This is a genomic window from Clostridium magnum DSM 2767, assembly GCF_001623875.1.
GTDB lineage: Bacteria > Bacillota > Clostridia > Clostridiales > Clostridiaceae > Clostridium_AM > Clostridium_AM magnum.
This window is the reverse complement of sequence record NZ_LWAE01000002.1, coordinates 463,329-482,134: the sequence shown is the minus strand read 5'-3', so window position 1 is coordinate 482,134 and position 18,806 is coordinate 463,329. Positions and strand designations below refer to the sequence as shown.

Sequence of the window (18,806 nt, the reverse complement as noted above, 5' to 3'; positions counted from 1 at the left end):
TACCTCCAAAATTTCTAAAATTGTAATACTCTTTTTTATTGATAAATTTTTTTATTAAAAGTTAAGCAAATTCGACTTGTTATTCTTAAGCTATTAAAGATAACTCCTCACTATTAAAGTGCGTATTTCATAAATTTATCAAATATATAATCGCTGTCCTTTGGACCTGGACATGCTTCTGGATGGAATTGAACTGAGAATATCGGTAAATTTTTATGCTTCATTCCTTCTACTGTTCCATCATTTACGCTTACATGAGTTATTTCCATATTCTCTGGAAGTACATCTACAACATACCCATGGTTTTGTGAAGTTATGTGAACTTTATTTTCCTCTAAGTCCTTAACAGGATGATTACATCCTCTATGACCAAATTTAAGTTTTGTTGTCTTTCCTCCAAGCGTTAGTGCAAGAAGCTGATGTCCTAAGCATATTCCAACAATAGGTTTTTTTCCTACTAATTTGTTGATATTTTCTATAACCTCTGTTAAATCCTCTGGGTCTCCTGGACCATTTGACAAGAAGATTAAATCAGGATCCACACTTAAGATTTCTTCTGCTTTTGTATCTGCTGGAAAAACTGATATTTTACAATTTCTCTTTAGGAAAGATCTTATTATATTCTGTTTTATACCAAAGTCCATAATAGCTACATGCTTTCCTTGGCCTTCTACTACATACTTTTCTTTAAGAGTAACATTTTTTACTGCTTCTTTATTTGAAAAACTATCTAATTTATTTTTAGCCTCTTCATAAGAGATATCTTCTAACGTGATTATTCCCTTCATTGTTCCATTGTTTCTTAATATTTTAGTTAAAGCTCTAGTATCTATTCCTTCTAAACCTATCACTTTGTTTTGTTCTAGATAATCTTCTAGCTCTAATTCAGATCTGAAGTTGCTTGAAGTATTGCATCTTTCTCTAACTATAAATCCTTTGACCTTTGGGAACTTTGATTCCATATCTTCTAGGTTTATACCATAATTACCTATAAGAGGATATGTCATTGTAACTATTTGACCATAATAAGATGGATCTGTAAGAACTTCTTGATATCCAGTCATCCCTGTGTTGAATACAACTTCTCCTACACTATCTTTTAAATACCCAAACGCTTTACCTTCGAATACTGTTCCATTTTCTAATATAAGTTTTGCTCTCATGATAGACCTCCTCAAATATTTATATATGACTAACTGTCTTAAGGTTGTAAACAACCTGGTTCTGAATGAAATTTTATTTCATCAGTAAAAATACACTCCATGAAGGCCTTTGTTTTGTTTTAAAAGAAAAGGGTAATAAGAAGATTATATTTTTAGAAAATAATCTTCCTATTACCCGTATATAAAATCTATTTATTTCTTTAAATTTCTTTTCCGTATAACAAAAAAACATTGCCATAATCATACCTCTTTCTGGCCTCACAGGACCAATTTAAAGTGTATTTTTCTTTCACTTAACGCTAATTTTAACTTATAAATCGTAATATGTCAAGTATAAGAAAGTTGTTTTACTTAAACTTAAGAAGTATTGCCTAATTATAAGTATAAACCTGATGATTTAGTATCACTTAATCTGTCCGTGAAGTTCTAAATTGCTTTCCTCTACTATTTTGTTATTTTCATCTAAAAATATTACTTTTGGTTTAAAAGTTCTTGCTTCTGATGCCTCAAGCCAACAATAAGCTATAATTATCACTGTATCACCAGATTGTACAAGTCTTGCAGCAGCACCATTCAGACATATTATACCGCTGTCTGCCACACCTTCTATAACATAAGTCTCTAACCTTGCACCATTATTATTGTTAACAATTTGAACTTTCTCTCCTGGAAGTATTCCCGCAGCATCCATTAAAGTTTTATCAATTGTTATACTTCCAACATAGTTTAGATTTGCTTCTGTTACAGTAGCTCTATGAATTTTTGACTTAAACATGTTTAAAATCATATTTTTCGTACCTTTCATCTCAAATATAAGTATGTTATATTCTTATGCTTTCTGTTTTTTATTATAGGACGCATGTAACTAACTGTCAATAATACAAAAAACACCATACATATTGATAATCAATATGTAAATCCTATAAATGTACTAACCTAATCATTAGTAAGTTCTGTTATCGAAAGGAGATAATTTATGAATAAAAATAAAAAAACTAAAAACATTAAGATGAATAAAGCCATCGAAAATACTGGAAATAGTAATAGCATAGATGCCTTAAATGCTGCTAGTGGTCACCCTACTAAAAATGGTACTCATAAAAACAAGTAATAGTTATATGGTTTCTAGGCAAAGCTCCCTAGAAACCATAAGTCTATACTAAAACATCTCTAACTATCCGTTCCATATTCTTGTAAGTTATTTTTACTAAATGTTCATATTTATATCCTCTTTTAGATAAAATATTTAGTAAATTATATATTTGCGATGCGTCCTCAATTCCTGGAGTTTTTACATAATCCTCATCTCCTAATGATCTCATAGTTCTAGAGTCTAGAAAATCGCAAAAATCAAATCCAAAGCTTATACAATCTATACCTACAAGATTAGCTATATAATCTATGTGATCTGCTAACTTTTCCACAGAAGGATTATTTTCATCAATAAAGTCTGGCCAAGCATTAATGCCTATGGCTCCATTTCTTTCTGCAATTGCCCTAATCTGATTATCCTTTAGGTTTCTTAAACAATTGCAAATAGAGTAGGCATTAGAATGGGACGCTATAAAAGGTTTTGTAGTATGCTCATATATATCCCAAAATGTTTTTTCGTTTGCATGAGATACATCTACTATCATACCTAAGCTTTCCATCTTTTTTATTACTTCTACTCCAAGCTTTGTAAGTCCTCTATCTTTATTTGGACTTTTAACTCCTGTAGCAAATTCATTTTCTCTATTCCACGTAAGCATAGCATGTCTAACTCCAAATCTATATAAAAGGTTTATAAGACTTACATTATTCTTTAAACCATCTAATCCTTCCATTCCCATTACTATCCCGAGCTTATTAACTTCATTTATTTTTTTTAAATCATTATAACTATATACAATACCAGCATATTCCTTTATATGCTCTAATTCTTCTGAAACAGCTCCCATGATCTCGAGCATTCTCCATGTACAATCTTCTTCAAAATACAGTGGTTCTATCCAAATTCCTAAAATCATAGTTCCTACATTACCTTTTTTCAATCTTTCAATATGATGCTTTTTTATAATATTTCTTTCTCCCTTTAAGCTTCTTACTGTAATATCTGTAAATATATCAGAATGTCCATCAAAAATTTTCATATTATGATACCTCCATAGCTCTATTTATCTGAGTTGTATCAGATATCTATTAAAGTTTTAGAGCTGATAGCATTAATTTATGATACTAAAGATTAATTTTTTTGTATAGTCATGCTTAGGACAGTTAAATACATCCTTTGTATTTCCCATTTCCACAAAGTCACCTTTATATAAAACACCTACTCGATTACTTACATACTTAATAACAGCCATATTATGTGATATAAAAAGATATGTCATTTTTTTCTGTTTTTGAATTTCCTTTAATAGATTTAAAATTTGAGCTTGTACTGATACATCTAGGGCGGAAGTTGGTTCATCTAAAATCAAAACCTCTGGATCTGTAATTATAGCCCTTGCTATAGCTATTCTTTGTCTCTGACCTCCTGAGAATTCATGAGGATAACGATCTAACTGCTCCTCTTTGAGACCGACGCTTTTCATTAGCTTTACTAAGTTTTCCCGTGACCCCTTATCTTTTCTACGTTCCTTTGATAATGGTATTAGTGGTTCAGTAATAATTTTTCTTACTGTCATCCTAGGATCTAAAGAAGAACGTGGGTCCTGAAAAACAATTTGAATTTTTCCATATTCACCACAGCTATATTTGTTTCCCTTCCACAATTTTGTTCCGTTAAATGATACCTCACCCTCTGTAGGAGAATGTATTCCTATAATTGTATTGGCAATTGTAGATTTACCAGAGCCAGATTCACCAACAAGTCCAAAAGTCTCACCCTTAATAAGATCAAAGGATACACCCTTTAAAGCTGAAAACTTACCAAATACTTTCTTCAATCCTTGTATGGTTAGAATATTTTCCATCTATACCACCTCCTTAAAACAATAAAAAATATGATCTTTTGATACTTTTAATTCTAGAGGAGCCTCTATACTACATTTATTTTTTCTGTTTAAGCATCTTGAATGGAATATACAGCCTTTAGGTCGATTTCTTAGATCTGGTACCTCTCCTTCTATTTCTTGAAGCTTTATATTTTCATCCACTTGGTCAGGTAGTGCATTAAGGAGAGCCTTTGTATAGGGATGTTTAGGATTTATAAGTACTTCTCTTGTATAACCCTGTTCCAAAACCTTTCCGCCATACATTACACAAACCTTATCGCTTACTGATCTTACAACACTGAGATCATGAGTAATCAAAAGAATTGATGTATTGTGTTTATTTACTAGTTCTTTCATCAAATTTAATATTTCTGCTTGAATAGTTACATCTAATGCAGTAGTTGGTTCATCTGCAATGAGTAGCTTAGGTTTGCTTGACATAGCTAGTGAAATAACTATTCTTTGTCTCATTCCACCGGAAAGCTCATAGGGATATTTTTGTGCTATTTCTTCTGGATTATCAAAATGCACATCTCTTAAAGTATTTACCATTGTTTTATAAGCTTCTTTTTTTGACACTCCCATATTTTGTATTATTACATTTAGTAACTGCTTTCCTACTTTCATTGTAGGATTTAAGGCTGTCATAGGCTCTTGAAAAACCATTCCAATTTTTTTACCTCTATATTTTTCTATTTCTTTTGGTGAAATTTTTAAAAGATCCTCATCATAAAACTTTATTTTTCCACTTTCTACTTTAGAATTTTTATCTAAAAGTCTTAAAATAGAGTATGCAGAAACAGATTTACCGGAACCTGATTCCCCCACTATGGACAATATCTCACCTTCGTCTATAGAAAAGTTCACATTTTCTAATACATTAAGTTTTCCTTCAAAAGTATCAAAGGATACTGATAGATTTTCTACTTTTAACAAAATATCCACTCCTATCTTACAGATTTAGGGTCAAGTACGTCTCTTAATCCATCACCGATTAAATTAAATCCAGCTGAAGCAAAAAATACTGCTAAACCCGGAAAGGTTGGATACCACCACTGTGAAAGCATATATTTAAAACCAGTACTAATCATTGTTCCCCATTCCGGTGCAGGTGGCTTTGCTCCTAATCCTAAAAATCCAAGAGTAGCTACTAATAAAATAGTGTCTCCTAAATCTAAAGTTAGTTGAATAATTATTGGAGTTATTGTATTAGGAATAATATGCCTTACTATTATATACAAATTAGATAAACCAAAGGTTTTTGCAGCTTTTACATATAAGTTATTTTTTACAACTAAAGCCTCTCCCCTTGATAAACGAACGTATACAGGGATTTTTACAATAGCAATAGCAAGCATTGCGTTAATTAAACTTGATCCTAAGGTAGCAGTTAAAACCATGGCTAATATTAGGGTTGGAAATGCTAAAATCATATCCATTATTCTCATAATTATTTGATCTGTATTGCCACCAAAATATCCACAAATAGCTCCTATTAAAGCTCCAATTGCACCGGAGATAACTACTATAGATATTCCTGCTGTTAAAGATATTCTTGCTCCAAAAATAACCCTTGTAAAAATATCTCTTCCAACTTCATCTGTTCCAAACCAATGTTTAGAGCTTGGCGGTTTAAATCTTTCTAGAATACTTATCTTTGTGGGATCGTAACTTGTAAGGTATGGCGCTAAAACAGCTAATAATATTATTATTCCTATTATAGAAACACCTAATATTGTCATAGGATTCTTTTTTATTTTATATAAAATAATACTTTTCTTTCTCTGTTTTTTATTTAAGGAATAGTTTGATTCTATTTTTGATTCCATAAATACTCCTCCTATCCTCTAATTTGTGGATTTAAAATCATGTAAAAAATATCAACTATTAAATTTATTAGTACATATCCAATTACAACAATAATTGTAAAACCCATTATAGATGGAAAATCTAAGAATGCAATAGAATCAACCACATACTTGCCCATACCTGGCCAATTAAACACAGTTTCTGTTACAACAGCTCCACCTAAAAGCCCACCTAGAGATAATCCCACTACTGTTATTGTAGGTATTAAAGCATTTCTTAAAGCATAAAAAATTATTAAAAACCATTCCTTAATTCCATTTGCTCTAGCAGTTTTTATATACTCTTCATTTAGAACTTCAAGCATACTTGACCTAACCTGTCTGGTAATTGTGGCTAATTGTGCATAAGATAAAACAACTGCTGGTAATATTAAATGTCTTATACTATCCTTAAAAACTGTCAAGTTACCTGTAAGTAGGCTGTCTATAGTTATTAACCCTGTAATTTTTGTACCCAAATTAGCACCTAAGGATAGTCTTCCTGAAGAAGGCAGCAAATTTAATTTTGAGTAAAATACTAATATTAAAACAATTCCGCTCCAAAAGGCTGGTATAGAGACGCCACCTATAGAAAAGATTCTGCCTAGGTGATCAACTAATGTATTTTGCTTTATGCTGGTAATAACTCCTAACGGCATTCCTATTAAAAGTGCTATTAAAAAGGCATATAGAACCAGTTCTAATGTAGCAGGAAAAAATACTATTAGATCTGAAATTACTGGTTGTTGTGTTCTTATAGATGTGCCTAAATCTCCGGAAAGAAGATTTTTCATATATATAAAATATTGAATTATTAATGGTTTATCTAAGCCTAATTGTTTTCTTACATTATCTAAAGCTTCCTGTGATGCCCTTTGACCTACCATCATTCTAGCCGGATCACCTGGAATTACATGGGATAAGAAAAACACTATTAATGTAACCCCAAAGATAACTAATACAATTGATAAAATTCTTTTGATAATAATCTTCCTCATAAATACACTTCCCTTAAATGTTTCATTAAGTAGTAAAAAATATGGTGCAGTTCAAAAGTTGATAGAACATTCTATTAATGCAGGGGTCAATGTAATAAAACAACAACATTTAAACTACACCAAGAATATAATCTATTTACTCATTTCTGATAAGTTGTATATGCCTTCCAGCATAGGATTATAAGCAAATCCTTTTAAATTTTTGCTAATAGGTAGTACAAAATCTTTTTGATACAAATAAACATATGGCGCATCAACTATTACTATATCCTGTGCTTTTTTGTATAGATCTTCCCTTTGAGTTTTATCGTTTATTGAGGTCGCCTTACGCACAATATCATCTACTTCATTGTTAATATAAAAGGCTCTATTACCAGATAGTCCTTGATTTTTTGAATCAAACCAATAATTCATAAACATAGAAGGATCTGCATAGTCAGGACTCCAAACACCTAAGGCTAAATCAAACTTTCCTGAGTCCAGCATTTCTCTCATTGTTGCATAAGCAACCTTATTTAAGTTCACTTTTATGCCAACTTCAGCTAAATTAGCCTGTATAACTAAAGCTTCTTGTTCCCAATTTGGAAATCTATCTGAATATAATAAATTAAGCTCTAAGGTGCTTACTCCTGCATCCTTCAACAAACCCTTTGACTTTTCCACATCTTTCTTATATTGAAAAACCGAATCATTATGCCCCCATAAACCATTTGGTATAGGCCCAACCATTCCAGTAGCATATCCACGCATAACTTGATCAATTATAGCTTCATAGTCCACCGCATAGTTTATAGCTTGCCTTACATTTTTATTTTGAAGTGCAGCATTACCCTTTGTAGAATTTATATATACATAATCAACAAATAGACTTGGTTTCTTAACAATTGTAATATTTGATTTGCTCTTTAACTCTTCAATCTGATCAATGGCAATTCCTTCAGCAATGTCAATATCGCCCTTTTCCAACTGCAATCTAGCTGCAGAAGGGTCTGCTACTAATTTAAAATATACTTCTTTTATTTGAGGTTTTTTAGTAGCATTTGGATTCAAGGATAGTTTTATATATTCACCCTTTTTCCACTCTTCTAGCTTGTAAGCGCCACTACCCTCAGTATGATTTGCTAAGTAATTTTGAGCTTTATCACCATCTTTTTCATTGCTCATTACTTTAGGGTTTACTATGCTTCCATAGTTTGTAGCTAGAGTTGATATAAAAGGTGAGAATGCATTATTTAAAACAAATTTAACTGTATATGAATCTACTACACTTATCTCTTTTATTACTTTGTAAGTATCTGCAGGTCCTTTACCAAGAGCAATTGTTCTGTCGAAAGAAAATTTTACAGCCTCTGCAGTAACTTCTGTGCCATCAGTAAACTTGTGCCCTTTTTCTAAATGAAAGGTCCATGTTAAGCCATCCTCACTTACTTCCCATTTGCTTGCTAGTCCTGGCTTAATCTCTGTGGACTCTCCATTAAATTCAACTAATCTCTCATAAGTAGGATAAGTAATTTTCCATGACATATTGTCCATAGAAACCCCTGGGTCTAGAGTTCCCATATCTCCATTAATAGCTATTGTTAGATTATTTGAATTTGTGTTACTTGAACTATTTGTATTACTTGAAGTTGATTTGTCTGCAGAGTTAGTTTTGACACAGCCTACTGCAGACACAGTTAAAAAAATCCCTAGAAAAATTCCTAATAACTTTTTATACATTTTATTCCCCTTCCCCTCTGAAATACTTTTTTATTTACTTATTTATTTTCAACTTTTCACTTTGAAGCTATCAACCCCTTTAATTTTTAACATATTATTTTCAATATATTGAATTTAAATATTATAATAATTCTGTCCACTTCTAATATTGTATTAAATGTTATCACTATTTATTAATATTTTCAATGTTTTTTTGATAATTAATTATATTTTTACCAATTATTTTAACACTATATTAAAAACACTGAATATTTATTGATCATTTCTTAAATTTAAATAAAATAAAAATAGTTAAGATCATCTTCATAATAATGAAAATAACCTTAACTATTTCTAAAAACTAGGTGGAGTCATTGCCCAAAGAGATATAACTTTTTCATTTCCAACATTTATATATCTGTGAGGTATATTACTATCAAAATAAATACTGTCTCCCTCTTCTAAGATATACTCTTTATCACCTAATTTAACTTTTAATGTTCCTTTTATTATATAACCACATTCTTCTCCCTCATGGCATATAAGCTCTTTAGTATTATATTCCCCTGGTTCTATTTCTACTAAAAGGTGTTCTATTTTCCCTTTAAGGTTAGGAGATAAGAGTTCATAGGTTATTTTAGAATTGGGAAGAATAATTTTTTTTCTCTTATCTTTTCGTACTACGCAATCCATTTCCTCATATTCATCAAAGAAATAATTTATAGATACATTTAATGCTTTAGCTATTTTCCATAGTGTAGTTACAGAAGGCCCTGTTATATTTCTTTCTACTTGACTTATAAGCCCTGTACTGAGTTTTGTCATTTCCGCTAGCTGTTCTATACTTATACTTTGCTCTTGTCTTAATTTTCTTATTTTAGCTCCAAACTCCATAAAATTCACCCTTTATCAATTAGTTATGTTAGACAATATAAGCCTATATTTTTAGATTCAAAAAAGATTATTGTTTTATTTTACTAGATTTTATGTATTTTAACTACTACTTAATCTATAATTTATTAACTTAGGCTATAGATATAATTTAATTCTTAATATTTTTTATTAGATTTTATACTTTTTTAGTAAATATGATTTATAATAGGTGTGTAAGAATTATACTTTAACTATATACTAATGACTAAAAAGGAGGTAATCTCTCTGGTACAGAAGAAAAACACCAATAAAACTAAATTCTCTAAAAGACTTATAGTTGCACTTTTTATGCTTACTTTTATATTCTTATTTATGCTAGGCAGACTCTCTTATATTATGATTGTTAAGTCTCCAAAATATAAATCTGAGGCACTAAAACAGTGGACAAGTAATCTCAAGATTCCTGCTAAAAGAGGGCAAATATTAGATAGGAATGGCTTAGAACTGGCAGTGAGTATGAATTCCTATAGACTTGATCTTGATATGACTACTTTGAGGCAAACCTTGATGGATAAAAAAATGACAAATGAACAGCTTTCAGAAAAGCTATCATCAGTTATAAATATGCCTGCTGATGAGATATCTAAAATACTAAATAGAACTTCATCTGATGGAAATCCCATTAGATTTGCCATATTAACTCGAGGTATTGATAAATCACAAGCTGATAAAGTAAAAGCATTAGATTTTAGAGGCATTATAATATCTTCTGATTCAAAAAGATATTACCCAAACAATGCTTTCTTATCCAGTGTGCTGGGATTTGTAAATGCAGAGGGAAAAGGGGTCTCTGGGGTAGAGCTAACTTATGATAAAGAACTGTCTGGAACTCCTGGAAGTACTATATTTCAAACAGATAACAAGAGTTCCCAATTACCTTTTGCTGATTCTGAATACTCTGCCCCTGTTGACGGAAAGGATTTAATTTTAACTATAGATGAAAATATTCAATTGGTTGCTGAAAGAGCTGCTACAAGAGCTTTAAACAGCAGCGGAGCTAAGTCTGTTAGCATTACAGTGATGGATCCTAAAACTGGTGATATATTAGCTATGGTAAGTAAACCAGATTTTGATCCGAATAACCCATATAAAAAAGACTCTAAAAGAACTACTAAATCTATTGAAGATTTGTTACGGGTTGATGCTGTACAAAATTCCTTTGAACCGGGATCTATATTTAAGGTAATTACTGCTTATGCAGCAATAAAAGAAGGTGTTGCAAATGAAAATAGCACCTTTGTATGTAATGGCAGTCTGAATGTAGACGGACATACCATCTACTGTTGGGAAAGAAATGGCCATGGCACAGAAAGTTTCGCTGACATAATTAAAAATTCCTGTAATGTTGGTTTTATGCAGCTAGGTAAAAGCTTAGGAAAAGAAAAACTGACTTCATATACTAAACAATTTGGTTTTGGTCAGAAAACAGGTATAGATTTACCTGGTGAATCTTCTGGAATAATTAAAAATGCTGACAAAATGAACAATGTCGACTTGGCCAGTCTCGCTTTTGGACAAGGTCTTTCTGTTACTGCAGTTCAATATTTGTCTGCTTTTAACGCCATAGCAAATGGTGGTACTTGGATAAGACCTCACATTATGAAGGAAATAAGACACACCGATGAAAATAACAAAACAACTATAGATAAGCAATTTAGTGAATTTGATAAAAAACAAATAGTTGATTCAGTAACTGCAGCCACTTTACGAGGTTATTTAGAACAAGTAGTTAGTAAGGGTGTAGGAAATAACGCTTTTATCGAAGGATACCATATAGCTGGGAAGACTGGAACTGCTGAGAAAGCTAATCTAAAGGGCGGTGGATATGAAACTGATAAGTATTTTTCTTCCTTTGCTGGCATGGCACCTGCAAATGATCCTAAAGTTACTTTGTTGGTTTCCATAGATGAGCCGGATCCAACAATAAATTATTATGCCGGACAAGTATCTGCTCCCGTAGCTAAGGAACTTTTTAACGATATATTTAGCTACATGATAATGAAAGGTCAACTTTCTTTAAACTAAGCCTAGTAATTAAACATGGTAAAAACTACTTGTATTTTAAAAAAGCACTATGAGCTTCAATGTTTCATAGTGCTTTTACTGACAAATACATAGAATCCTCTCTAAGTTTAATCTATATGCTTAATCTTCCAATCTAAGTCGGATATACTATTTTCAAAACCATCCAATTTACTTTTTAAACTACTTATCTCATTTTCATGGTTATCAACAGCATAATCCATACTATAAGTCCTGCTTTCTAGTTCCCTTAAATCAATTCCTAAAGAACTAACCTCCTTTCTCAATTCTTTTATTTCATCTCTTATTATTAATAATTCTCTGGCTTCTCTTTCTATTTCATTACCATTACTATCAACATAACTAATACTTGGTGGATTTTCACATTTTGAGCAACTAGCTGACCAATAAGGAGTGTCATCTGTGTCTGTAATTTTCACTTTAAAAACTTCACCATCACAATTACTACATTTTGACCTTAGCGTTGAATAAGTTTCATACTCAACTGATCCTACTACCTCTCCGCAATCACAACATATATAATCAACTCCTCCACTTTTTGAATTTATCCTGAGATTCGTTGAGCCACATTTTTTGCAATTGGCAGTTCTACTAAAATTATTCAAATTATCCCCTCCCATATTTTATACTCAATATTAAAAGAGAATATGATAAATAATTTTTTAGAATTGGTCCTTTATTCTTGTCTTAATTGAAAATATCTAATCGTGTAAATTAAATTTCTATTTTAGAATCCTGTAGTTACCTTTTAGTAACATAGTAACAAATAACTAACCTATTGCTTATGAACTTAATAATATTTATACTAAAATTATTACAGAAAATTAAATTTAATATAAAAGGTGTATACGAATATGAATAAATTATACTTTATTTACAACAAAGATGAACTATTAATCAAGGTTGAAGATGGAAAGATATTGATTCCTAATGAAGATGATATAAAAAGCCTAAGTATAAATTTAAGTAACTTAGACTTTTTGACTTCAGAAGATAATCAGGACCTTCTATTTGTAGAATTACATGATATTACAAATATTTCTCCTCCTTTTCAATTTTCTAAATTGCGTTCTCTTATAGGACAAATTGATGAGATTACTTTTAATTTAGGTGCGAAAGCACTTCACCTTATCAGCTGGAATAATACATATAAGTATTGCAGTAAATGCGGCTCTTTGCTTAAAAACAAAGAGGATGAGAGAGCTAAATTTTGTCCTAGCTGTGGCTTTATTAACTATCCCAAAATATCTCCCGCTATAATTACTGCTGTTACTAAGGATAAAAAAATACTGCTTGCACACAATGCCAATTTTATAGAAAAGCGATATAGTGTACTTGCAGGATTTGTAGAACCAGGTGAAACCTTTGAGGACTGCGTTGCCAGAGAAGTTTTTGAGGAGACTAGTATAAAAGTAAAGAACATAAAGTATTTTGGCAGCCAACCTTGGCCTTTTCCTGATTCTTTAATGGTAGCTTTTATATGTGAATATGACAGTGGTGAAATAAAAGTTGATGACGTTGAAATTACCGATGCTTCATGGTACAGCGCAGATGAATTACCAAACATTCCCTTTAAGGGCACCATAGCCAGAAAACTTATAGATCACTTTGTTGATAACTGTAAATAACTCTAGAATAGAAAGGCCTGATTTATTTTAGTAAATCAAGTCTTTTTTCTATTTTATTACCTGGTCCGCCTACGATTATTTATGAAATCTTGACAGATGTTATCCATTTGATCTAAAGACCATAAACCAGTTTTCTTAAATTTATAAGTAAGATATGAGACAAAGTCATTATACTTTATCGTATAGGTTTGTATACTTGGATAGATAGGTTTATCTAATCCATGAATTCTATGATCTAAAACCATCTTATCTATACACCTATTCAGCGACCACTGCAATTCTCCCCAGTAACATTTAGGACTTGCAAAGTCACAATACTGATTAAATATATGGTAAGGTATATCTTTATGAATTGATACTGTTGGAAAAGTCGAATATCCTATTACAGCCTTAGGATGGGCACTTCTTACAATTTCACATACTTTTTGAGCTTGAACCTTTTTCCCAAAAGCATCAACCTCTGGATTAAAAACATAATAATCAGAGTTATTTAAAGCTTCAATTATAAGGTTAGCTTCTTCCTTAATATGGTCAAAATAATTGTAACCCCATGTACCAACTTTAAATCCTGATTTTTTAAGTTTACTAACGTAAGTTAAAAAATCCACTTTAAGATTTATCCCCTCACCTATAGGACTAGAACCTTCATGGTACTTAATACAGACATCGTTTACACCTAATGCTTTTAATTTAGCTATTAAATTGTCTACATCACCGCATTTATCTATTTGATGCTGTAGCTGCCAAATCCATAAAAACATAATTATTCCTCCTATTATTTATGTTGCTTAAGTATAATTACCCCTACTAATTTATATATTCTTATCTATACTAAAATTATTACTAAAAAAGACAAAATAAGAATACCCTGTGGCTACTTATTTTGTCTTATAATTACTTGTCCTATAATCTTCCATACCTTAAGAATTCTCTAATTGATCCCCTTAAGATTAATCTACCTATATAATAGGCTACGATGACTGCACCAATTATTTCAGGTAAATAAACATAAGGATCTGTTAAAAGCTTTCCTAATGAACTTTCTACCCAATTCCCCTCTGGTCTAGTTGGAAATCTCCATCCAAAAACCGGCCAATAAAGTATACCAGGGTATAACCACATACTATCTAATATCTGATGTATAAGGCTGCATATTCCAATGATAAAAATGCTATTATTCTTTCTTTTATAAAAATAGTAGCTTCCTAAAAATATCATTACTATAGAAAATACTAATGAATGAGAAAATATTCGACTGTTGTGAAAAATGCTTCTAAAAAAATATGCACCTATTGGCTTATCTATGATATCTGGAAGCATTGCTCCAATCATAACTAACCTATAATCTATATTGGGTATATCTCTTCTAACTTTTTTACTACTAATCTTCTCATACGCCTTTACTGCCGCAGTTGTTATACCTACATGTCCAAAAAATATCATACTGTTACCTCTTATATTTATTTAGTTTTACTAAAACATTATTACATCAATTATCAAGTTATTCAATATACCCAAGTCTAAAAGTAACAAAAATTTCATAAACAGCTAACTTCAACAGAAGTAAAATTCTATTTCTTTGCTATATACTTTCTGATATCAAAAGCAACTGCAGTAACAATAATTAAACCTTTTATTATAAGCTGCCAATATGGGCTTACTCCTATAAATGTCAATCCATAATTTATTACGCTGAATATAAGCACACCGGCTATAACCCCAGGAACTGTTCCGATACCACCGGATACTGACCATCCTCCAACAACACAAGCTGCTATAGCATCAAGCTCGTACATATTGCCATAGTTATTAGTTGCTCCACCTGTTCTTGCAGCTTCAAGAATGCCTGCAATACCGTAAAGAGTTCCTGCAATAGCATACAAATACAACAAACTACGCTGAACATTAATACCAGAAACCACTGCAGCATCCCTATTTCCACCTATTGCATATATACTTTTACCAAGCCTTGTCTTATTTAAAACTACCCATATTATTAAGGATATTACAATAGCTATAATTACTATGTAAGGGATACCAAATATAGACCCTGTTCCAAGATTAGAAAAATCCTGCCTCAATCCTCCTATCGGTTGAGAATTATTGGGAGGAAGATTAAAATATATAGAATTTGCTCCATAAACAATAACCATTGTACCTAAAGTTGCAATAAATGCTGGCACATTAAATTTCGCTACTATAATACCATTTAAAATCCCTACAGCAAGACCTGCAAGAACAGCAATTACAATAGGTACTATTAATGGAAGCTGTGGCAAACTTGGAAAAAACCTTCTCGCATAATCCGGTGACTGAAGCATTGAAGATGAAATAACTGCTGTAAAACCTACTAAACGACCAGCAGAAAGGTCTGCACCACCGGTTAATATTACAAAAGCAGCTCCCAAAGCAATAATAACTCTTGTAGAACTTTGGATTAGAACATCACGAAAACAATTTATAGACAAAAATCTAGGATCCTTAAAGGCAATTCCTATTATAAGAACCACCAGAACTATATAAATTGCATTTTGTTTTGTAAATTCCTTTACTTTTATCTCGTTTAATTTAGCCATTTTTTAATTCCCCCTTATTACACCATATACTTGGTGGCAAGACGCATTACTTCTTCTTCAGTAGCATTTTTTCCATCAATTATTCCTGATAAGCAACCTTCACACATGACCATTATTCTATCGGACATTCCTAAAAGCTCTGGCATCTCGGAAGATATCATTATAATGCTTTTACCTTCCTTAGCAAGTTTTGTAATAATTGTGTATATTTCATACTTCGCCCCAACATCAATACCACGTGTCGGCTCATCAAGAATTAATATATCTGGTTCCGTAAGCAACCATCTTGCTAAAAGTACCTTTTGCTGGTTTCCCCCGGATAAATCCTTTATTAGGGTTTTTATAGAAGGTGTTTTAGTTCTAAGCATATTTATCCCTTTTTCTGTATCTGACTTTCTCTTTTTATCATCAAGAAGTCCAAAAGTAGTTACATATCTGGGCATATTTGCAATAACAGTGTTTTCAAGCACAGATAAAATTGGGAATATACCCGTCGAGCGTCGTTCTTCAGTTAAAAGTGCAATTTTGTGCTTTTTAGCATCAATTGGTGATTTAATTTTTACCTCTTCTCCATTTATAAAAATCTTTCCTGATTCCACAGTTCTCAGTCCAAATAGTGCTTCTAAAAGTTCTGTACGTTGAGCTCCAACAAGACCTCCTATTCCAAGTATTTCTCCTCTTCTAACCCCAAAAGATACCTCCTTAAAAGATTTTGGAAATGGTGATGATAATCCCTCCACCTCTAATACTACTTCACCAGGTTTATTGTCCCTATCTGGAAATCTATTGCTTAAATCTCGACCAACCATCTTTGATATAATCACATCTGTAGTAAGTTCCTCTGCATTCCAAGTACCAATTTTTTTCCCATCTCTCATTATAGATACTTCATCTGATATCTGAAGTATCTCCTCCATTTTGTGAGATATATAAATAATTGCAACACCTTTTGATCTCAAATCTCGTATAATTCTAAACAGATGTTCTACTTCATTTTCTGTTAAAGATGATGTTGGCTCATCCATAATTATAACCTTCGAATTATAAGAAATTGCCTTTGCTATTTCCATCTGCTGTATTTTAGACACCGATAGGTTTTCTACAATTGTATTAGGCTTAATATCTATATCCAGACTTTTAAATAGTTCCTCAGTAGCCTTATACATCTTTTTCTCATCAACTAATTTTGCAGGTCCATAACTTTTTAATGGAAAACGTCCTAGCCACATATTTTCCATTACACTGCGATATTTAACCGGATGAAGTTCCTGATGAATCATTGCAATCCCTAGATTAAGAGCATCCTTTGAGCTATTGGTATCAACTCTTTCACCATTTAATAATATTTCACCTGCATCCTGTTTATATATACCAAAGATACATTTCATCAATGTAGACTTTCCTGCTCCATTTTCTCCCATAAGAGCATGTACAGAACCCGCACGCACCTTTAAGGTTACATTGTCAAGTGCCTTTACACCAGGAAACTCCTTTGATATATTATTCATTTCCAGTAAATAATCACTTTCATTCATTTTATCGCCTCCTGTGTATCCTTTTAATGATTATCTCTAATCATTTACTTAGAAAGGAAGGGTGTAACAAAAGTTTTGTTACCCCCCATTCCGCAAATGCCTTATTTAGCATCATTTATATTATCCTTAGTTATTGGTTTATAAGATATCCATACATATTTACCATCAGTGATATCATATCCAGTGTTATCTTTGCTTGGAGTCTGACCTTTTGCTAATACTTCTGAAAGCTTAAAAGTCGCAATGCCCTGATTCTTAGCATCATTCAATACTGTTCCAAGCATTGTTCCATCTTGGATTGCTTGTAAGCCCGGTGCAGTTGCATCAACACCAACTACAGGAACATATTTAGTGCCTTTAAAATATCCAGCAGCTTTTAAAGCTTCAATAGCTCCTAAAGCCATATCATCATTATTGGCAAATACAGCCTCTATTTTATCTCCATTTGCAGCTAAGAAAGCAGCCATTTTTTCTTGCCCTTTTACACGGTCCCACATAGCTGTATCTTCAGCAAGTTTCTGTACTTTCATTCCAGCATCTTCTATAGCTTTAATAGAATATTTGGTACGAAGTTCAGCATCTTGATGTCCTGGTTCACCCTTTAACATAACATATTGAAGAACTCCGTCCTTATTCTTATCAGCCTCTGGATGAGCCTTCCAGTACTTACTTATAAGTTCACCTTGCATTGTTCCCGATTGTTCAGCCTTTGCACCAACATAGTAAACTTTGTCCCACTTTTTCATATCTTCTGCTAATGGCTCACGATTAAAGAATACAACTGGAATACTGGCTTTCTTTGCCTTATCAATTATTACACCTGCTGCTGTACGATCAACAGGATTAACTTCAAGACTACTTACTTTTTTTGTTATAAAAAGATCCACCTTATCATTCTGTGTGGTCTGTGAGTTCTGACTATCAACGATTTCAACATTAGCTTTATCTTTTGCAGCATCAGATATTGCGTTACGAACACCAGTCATAAAAGTATCATCAAACTTGTAAATAGCACAGCCTATAGATGGCTTGTCCGCAGAAGTATTAGTAGCTTGTCCACTTAGACTACTTGAACCACACCCAGTAAATCCGGCCGCTAAAGCAGCTGCTAACATTACCATTGAAACTATTTTTTTCATAAAAGTACCCCCTAATTATTTAAATTAAACCATTAATGTACTTTAAATTAAGCATTATACTATACTTTATTTAGCACAGTGCTAATATATTACTAAATTTTTATAGTTTTCACCCTAAATTTATAACAACTTGAAAGCTTATTGAGATATAATTAGAATTAAATTAATCTTTTAACGATACATGGTATATGTTATGGTCTATCTTATATGCATTATACGGAATAAAAACTTGAGTTTATTACGTTCAAATGTTAACAATTATATTAGG

The 18,806-nt window shown here is 31.9% G+C and carries 18 protein-coding genes; 3 read left to right on the top strand and 15 right to left on the bottom strand.

Annotated features, from left to right (window positions below):
* Positions 1-113 precede the first annotated feature (113 nt).
* Complete coding sequence (locus CLMAG_RS09835; protein WP_066621575.1) at positions 114-1,163, bottom strand: carbamoyl phosphate synthase small subunit; 1,050 nt, start codon at positions 1,161-1,163, stop codon at positions 114-116.
* A 403-nt stretch (positions 1,164-1,566) separates the two neighbouring features.
* Positions 1,567-1,950, bottom strand: coding sequence for an aspartate 1-decarboxylase (panD, locus tag CLMAG_RS09830; protein WP_066621574.1), 384 nt, complete (start codon positions 1,948-1,950; stop codon positions 1,567-1,569).
* A 189-nt stretch (positions 1,951-2,139) separates the two neighbouring features.
* Here panD and CLMAG_RS34275 point away from each other — a divergent pair, with 189 nt between their 5' ends.
* Positions 2,140-2,274 carry a hypothetical protein gene (locus tag CLMAG_RS34275; RefSeq protein ID WP_278330198.1) on the top strand — a complete coding sequence of 45 codons (135 nt, stop codon included), beginning with the start codon at positions 2,140-2,142 and terminating at the stop codon, positions 2,272-2,274.
* A 43-nt stretch (positions 2,275-2,317) separates the two neighbouring features.
* On the opposite strand, the gene CLMAG_RS09825 is transcribed toward CLMAG_RS34275, so the two are convergent.
* From CLMAG_RS09825 to CLMAG_RS09795, 7 genes are all read right to left on the bottom strand, one after another.
* Positions 2,318-3,295: a dipeptidase gene (locus tag CLMAG_RS09825; RefSeq protein ID WP_066621572.1), complete on the bottom strand. Its 978-nt coding sequence runs from the start codon at positions 3,293-3,295 to the stop codon at positions 2,318-2,320.
* 72 nt (positions 3,296-3,367) lie between these two features.
* Complete coding sequence (locus CLMAG_RS09820) at positions 3,368-4,120, bottom strand: ABC transporter ATP-binding protein (RefSeq protein ID WP_066621570.1); 753 nt, start codon at positions 4,118-4,120, stop codon at positions 3,368-3,370.
* The gene (locus CLMAG_RS09815; protein WP_242872989.1) at positions 4,121-5,086 is read right to left on the bottom strand and encodes an ABC transporter ATP-binding protein; all 966 of its coding nucleotides are present in this window, start codon (positions 5,084-5,086) and stop codon (positions 4,121-4,123) included.
* A 2-nt stretch (positions 5,087-5,088) separates the two neighbouring features.
* On the bottom strand, positions 5,089-5,970 hold the full coding sequence (locus CLMAG_RS09810) for an ABC transporter permease subunit (RefSeq protein ID WP_066621565.1): 882 nt from the start codon (positions 5,968-5,970) through the stop codon (positions 5,089-5,091).
* A gap of 11 nt (positions 5,971-5,981) precedes the next feature.
* Positions 5,982-6,986, bottom strand: a complete 1,005-nt coding sequence (locus CLMAG_RS09805; RefSeq protein ID WP_066621564.1) for an ABC transporter permease — start codon at positions 6,984-6,986, stop codon at positions 5,982-5,984.
* Between the two features lie 132 nt (positions 6,987-7,118).
* A complete protein-coding gene (locus CLMAG_RS09800) occupies positions 7,119-8,705 on the bottom strand; it encodes an ABC transporter substrate-binding protein (RefSeq protein WP_066621563.1) in 1,587 nt (528 codons plus the stop codon).
* Between the two features lie 333 nt (positions 8,706-9,038).
* Positions 9,039-9,578 carry a helix-turn-helix domain-containing protein gene (locus CLMAG_RS09795; protein ID WP_066621562.1) on the bottom strand — a complete coding sequence of 180 codons (540 nt, stop codon included), beginning with the start codon at positions 9,576-9,578 and terminating at the stop codon, positions 9,039-9,041.
* A 240-nt stretch (positions 9,579-9,818) separates the two neighbouring features.
* Here CLMAG_RS09795 and CLMAG_RS09790 point away from each other — a divergent pair, with 240 nt between their 5' ends.
* A complete protein-coding gene (locus CLMAG_RS09790) occupies positions 9,819-11,642 on the top strand; it encodes a stage V sporulation protein D (protein WP_066621561.1) in 1,824 nt (607 codons plus the stop codon).
* A gap of 107 nt (positions 11,643-11,749) precedes the next feature.
* Here the strand turns inward: CLMAG_RS09790 and CLMAG_RS09785 are convergent, their stop codons facing one another.
* On the bottom strand, positions 11,750-12,265 hold the full coding sequence (locus CLMAG_RS09785; protein WP_066621560.1) for a hypothetical protein: 516 nt from the start codon (positions 12,263-12,265) through the stop codon (positions 11,750-11,752).
* A 249-nt stretch (positions 12,266-12,514) separates the two neighbouring features.
* Between CLMAG_RS09785 and nudC the strand changes: the two genes are divergently transcribed.
* Positions 12,515-13,288: an NAD(+) diphosphatase gene (gene nudC / locus CLMAG_RS09780; protein WP_082831863.1), complete on the top strand. Its 774-nt coding sequence runs from the start codon at positions 12,515-12,517 to the stop codon at positions 13,286-13,288.
* A 56-nt stretch (positions 13,289-13,344) separates the two neighbouring features.
* On the opposite strand, the gene CLMAG_RS09775 is transcribed toward nudC, so the two are convergent.
* The 5 genes from CLMAG_RS09775 to CLMAG_RS09755 all read right to left on the bottom strand — a co-directional run bounded on the left by CLMAG_RS09775 (position 13,345) and on the right by CLMAG_RS09755 (position 18,538).
* Complete coding sequence (locus tag CLMAG_RS09775; RefSeq protein WP_066621558.1) at positions 13,345-14,049, bottom strand: hypothetical protein; 705 nt, start codon at positions 14,047-14,049, stop codon at positions 13,345-13,347.
* Positions 14,050-14,191: 142 nt separating this feature from the next.
* The gene (locus CLMAG_RS09770) at positions 14,192-14,731 is read right to left on the bottom strand and encodes a metal-dependent hydrolase (protein ID WP_066621557.1); all 540 of its coding nucleotides are present in this window, start codon (positions 14,729-14,731) and stop codon (positions 14,192-14,194) included.
* A 128-nt stretch (positions 14,732-14,859) separates the two neighbouring features.
* The gene (mglC, locus tag CLMAG_RS09765) at positions 14,860-15,864 is read right to left on the bottom strand and encodes a galactose/methyl galactoside ABC transporter permease MglC (protein ID WP_066621556.1); all 1,005 of its coding nucleotides are present in this window, start codon (positions 15,862-15,864) and stop codon (positions 14,860-14,862) included.
* Positions 15,865-15,881: 17 nt separating this feature from the next.
* Positions 15,882-17,399 carry a sugar ABC transporter ATP-binding protein gene (locus tag CLMAG_RS09760; protein ID WP_066621553.1) on the bottom strand — a complete coding sequence of 506 codons (1,518 nt, stop codon included), beginning with the start codon at positions 17,397-17,399 and terminating at the stop codon, positions 15,882-15,884.
* A 101-nt stretch (positions 17,400-17,500) separates the two neighbouring features.
* Positions 17,501-18,538 (bottom strand): galactose ABC transporter substrate-binding protein, encoded by a 1,038-nt coding sequence (locus CLMAG_RS09755; protein ID WP_066621551.1) that lies wholly within the window; start codon positions 18,536-18,538, stop codon positions 17,501-17,503.
* Positions 18,539-18,806 lie beyond the last annotated feature (268 nt).

What these genes read in the sequence shown, in the direction of transcription:
- CLMAG_RS09825 (WP_066621572.1), bottom strand. Translation starts at nt 3,295, where the DNA reads ATGAAAATTTTTGATGGACATTCTGATATATTTACAGATATTACAGTA.
- CLMAG_RS09820 (WP_066621570.1), bottom strand. Translation starts at nt 4,120, where the DNA reads ATGGAAAATATTCTAACCATACAAGGATTGAAGAAAGTATTTGGTAAG.
- CLMAG_RS09770 (WP_066621557.1), bottom strand. Translation starts at nt 14,731, where the DNA reads ATGATATTTTTTGGACATGTAGGTATAACAACTGCGGCAGTAAAGGCG.
- CLMAG_RS09835 (WP_066621575.1), bottom strand. Translation starts at nt 1,163, where the DNA reads ATGAGAGCAAAACTTATATTAGAAAATGGAACAGTATTCGAAGGTAAA.
- CLMAG_RS09800 (WP_066621563.1), bottom strand. Translation starts at nt 8,705, where the DNA reads ATGTATAAAAAGTTATTAGGAATTTTTCTAGGGATTTTTTTAACTGTG.
- CLMAG_RS09775 (WP_066621558.1), bottom strand. Translation starts at nt 14,049, where the DNA reads ATGTTTTTATGGATTTGGCAGCTACAGCATCAAATAGATAAATGCGGT.
- nudC (WP_082831863.1), top strand. Translation starts at nt 12,515, where the DNA reads ATGAATAAATTATACTTTATTTACAACAAAGATGAACTATTAATCAAG.
- CLMAG_RS34275 (WP_278330198.1), top strand. Translation starts at nt 2,140, where the DNA reads ATGAATAAAAATAAAAAAACTAAAAACATTAAGATGAATAAAGCCATC.
- CLMAG_RS09755 (WP_066621551.1), bottom strand. Translation starts at nt 18,538, where the DNA reads ATGAAAAAAATAGTTTCAATGGTAATGTTAGCAGCTGCTTTAGCGGCC.
- CLMAG_RS09760 (WP_066621553.1), bottom strand. Translation starts at nt 17,399, where the DNA reads ATGAATGAAAGTGATTATTTACTGGAAATGAATAATATATCAAAGGAG.
- mglC (WP_066621556.1), bottom strand. Translation starts at nt 15,864, where the DNA reads ATGGCTAAATTAAACGAGATAAAAGTAAAGGAATTTACAAAACAAAAT.
- CLMAG_RS09810 (WP_066621565.1), bottom strand. Translation starts at nt 5,970, where the DNA reads ATGGAATCAAAAATAGAATCAAACTATTCCTTAAATAAAAAACAGAGA.
- panD (WP_066621574.1), bottom strand. Translation starts at nt 1,950, where the DNA reads ATGATTTTAAACATGTTTAAGTCAAAAATTCATAGAGCTACTGTAACA.
- CLMAG_RS09790 (WP_066621561.1), top strand. Translation starts at nt 9,819, where the DNA reads ATGACTAAAAAGGAGGTAATCTCTCTGGTACAGAAGAAAAACACCAAT.
- CLMAG_RS09795 (WP_066621562.1), bottom strand. Translation starts at nt 9,578, where the DNA reads ATGGAGTTTGGAGCTAAAATAAGAAAATTAAGACAAGAGCAAAGTATA.
- CLMAG_RS09805 (WP_066621564.1), bottom strand. Translation starts at nt 6,986, where the DNA reads ATGAGGAAGATTATTATCAAAAGAATTTTATCAATTGTATTAGTTATC.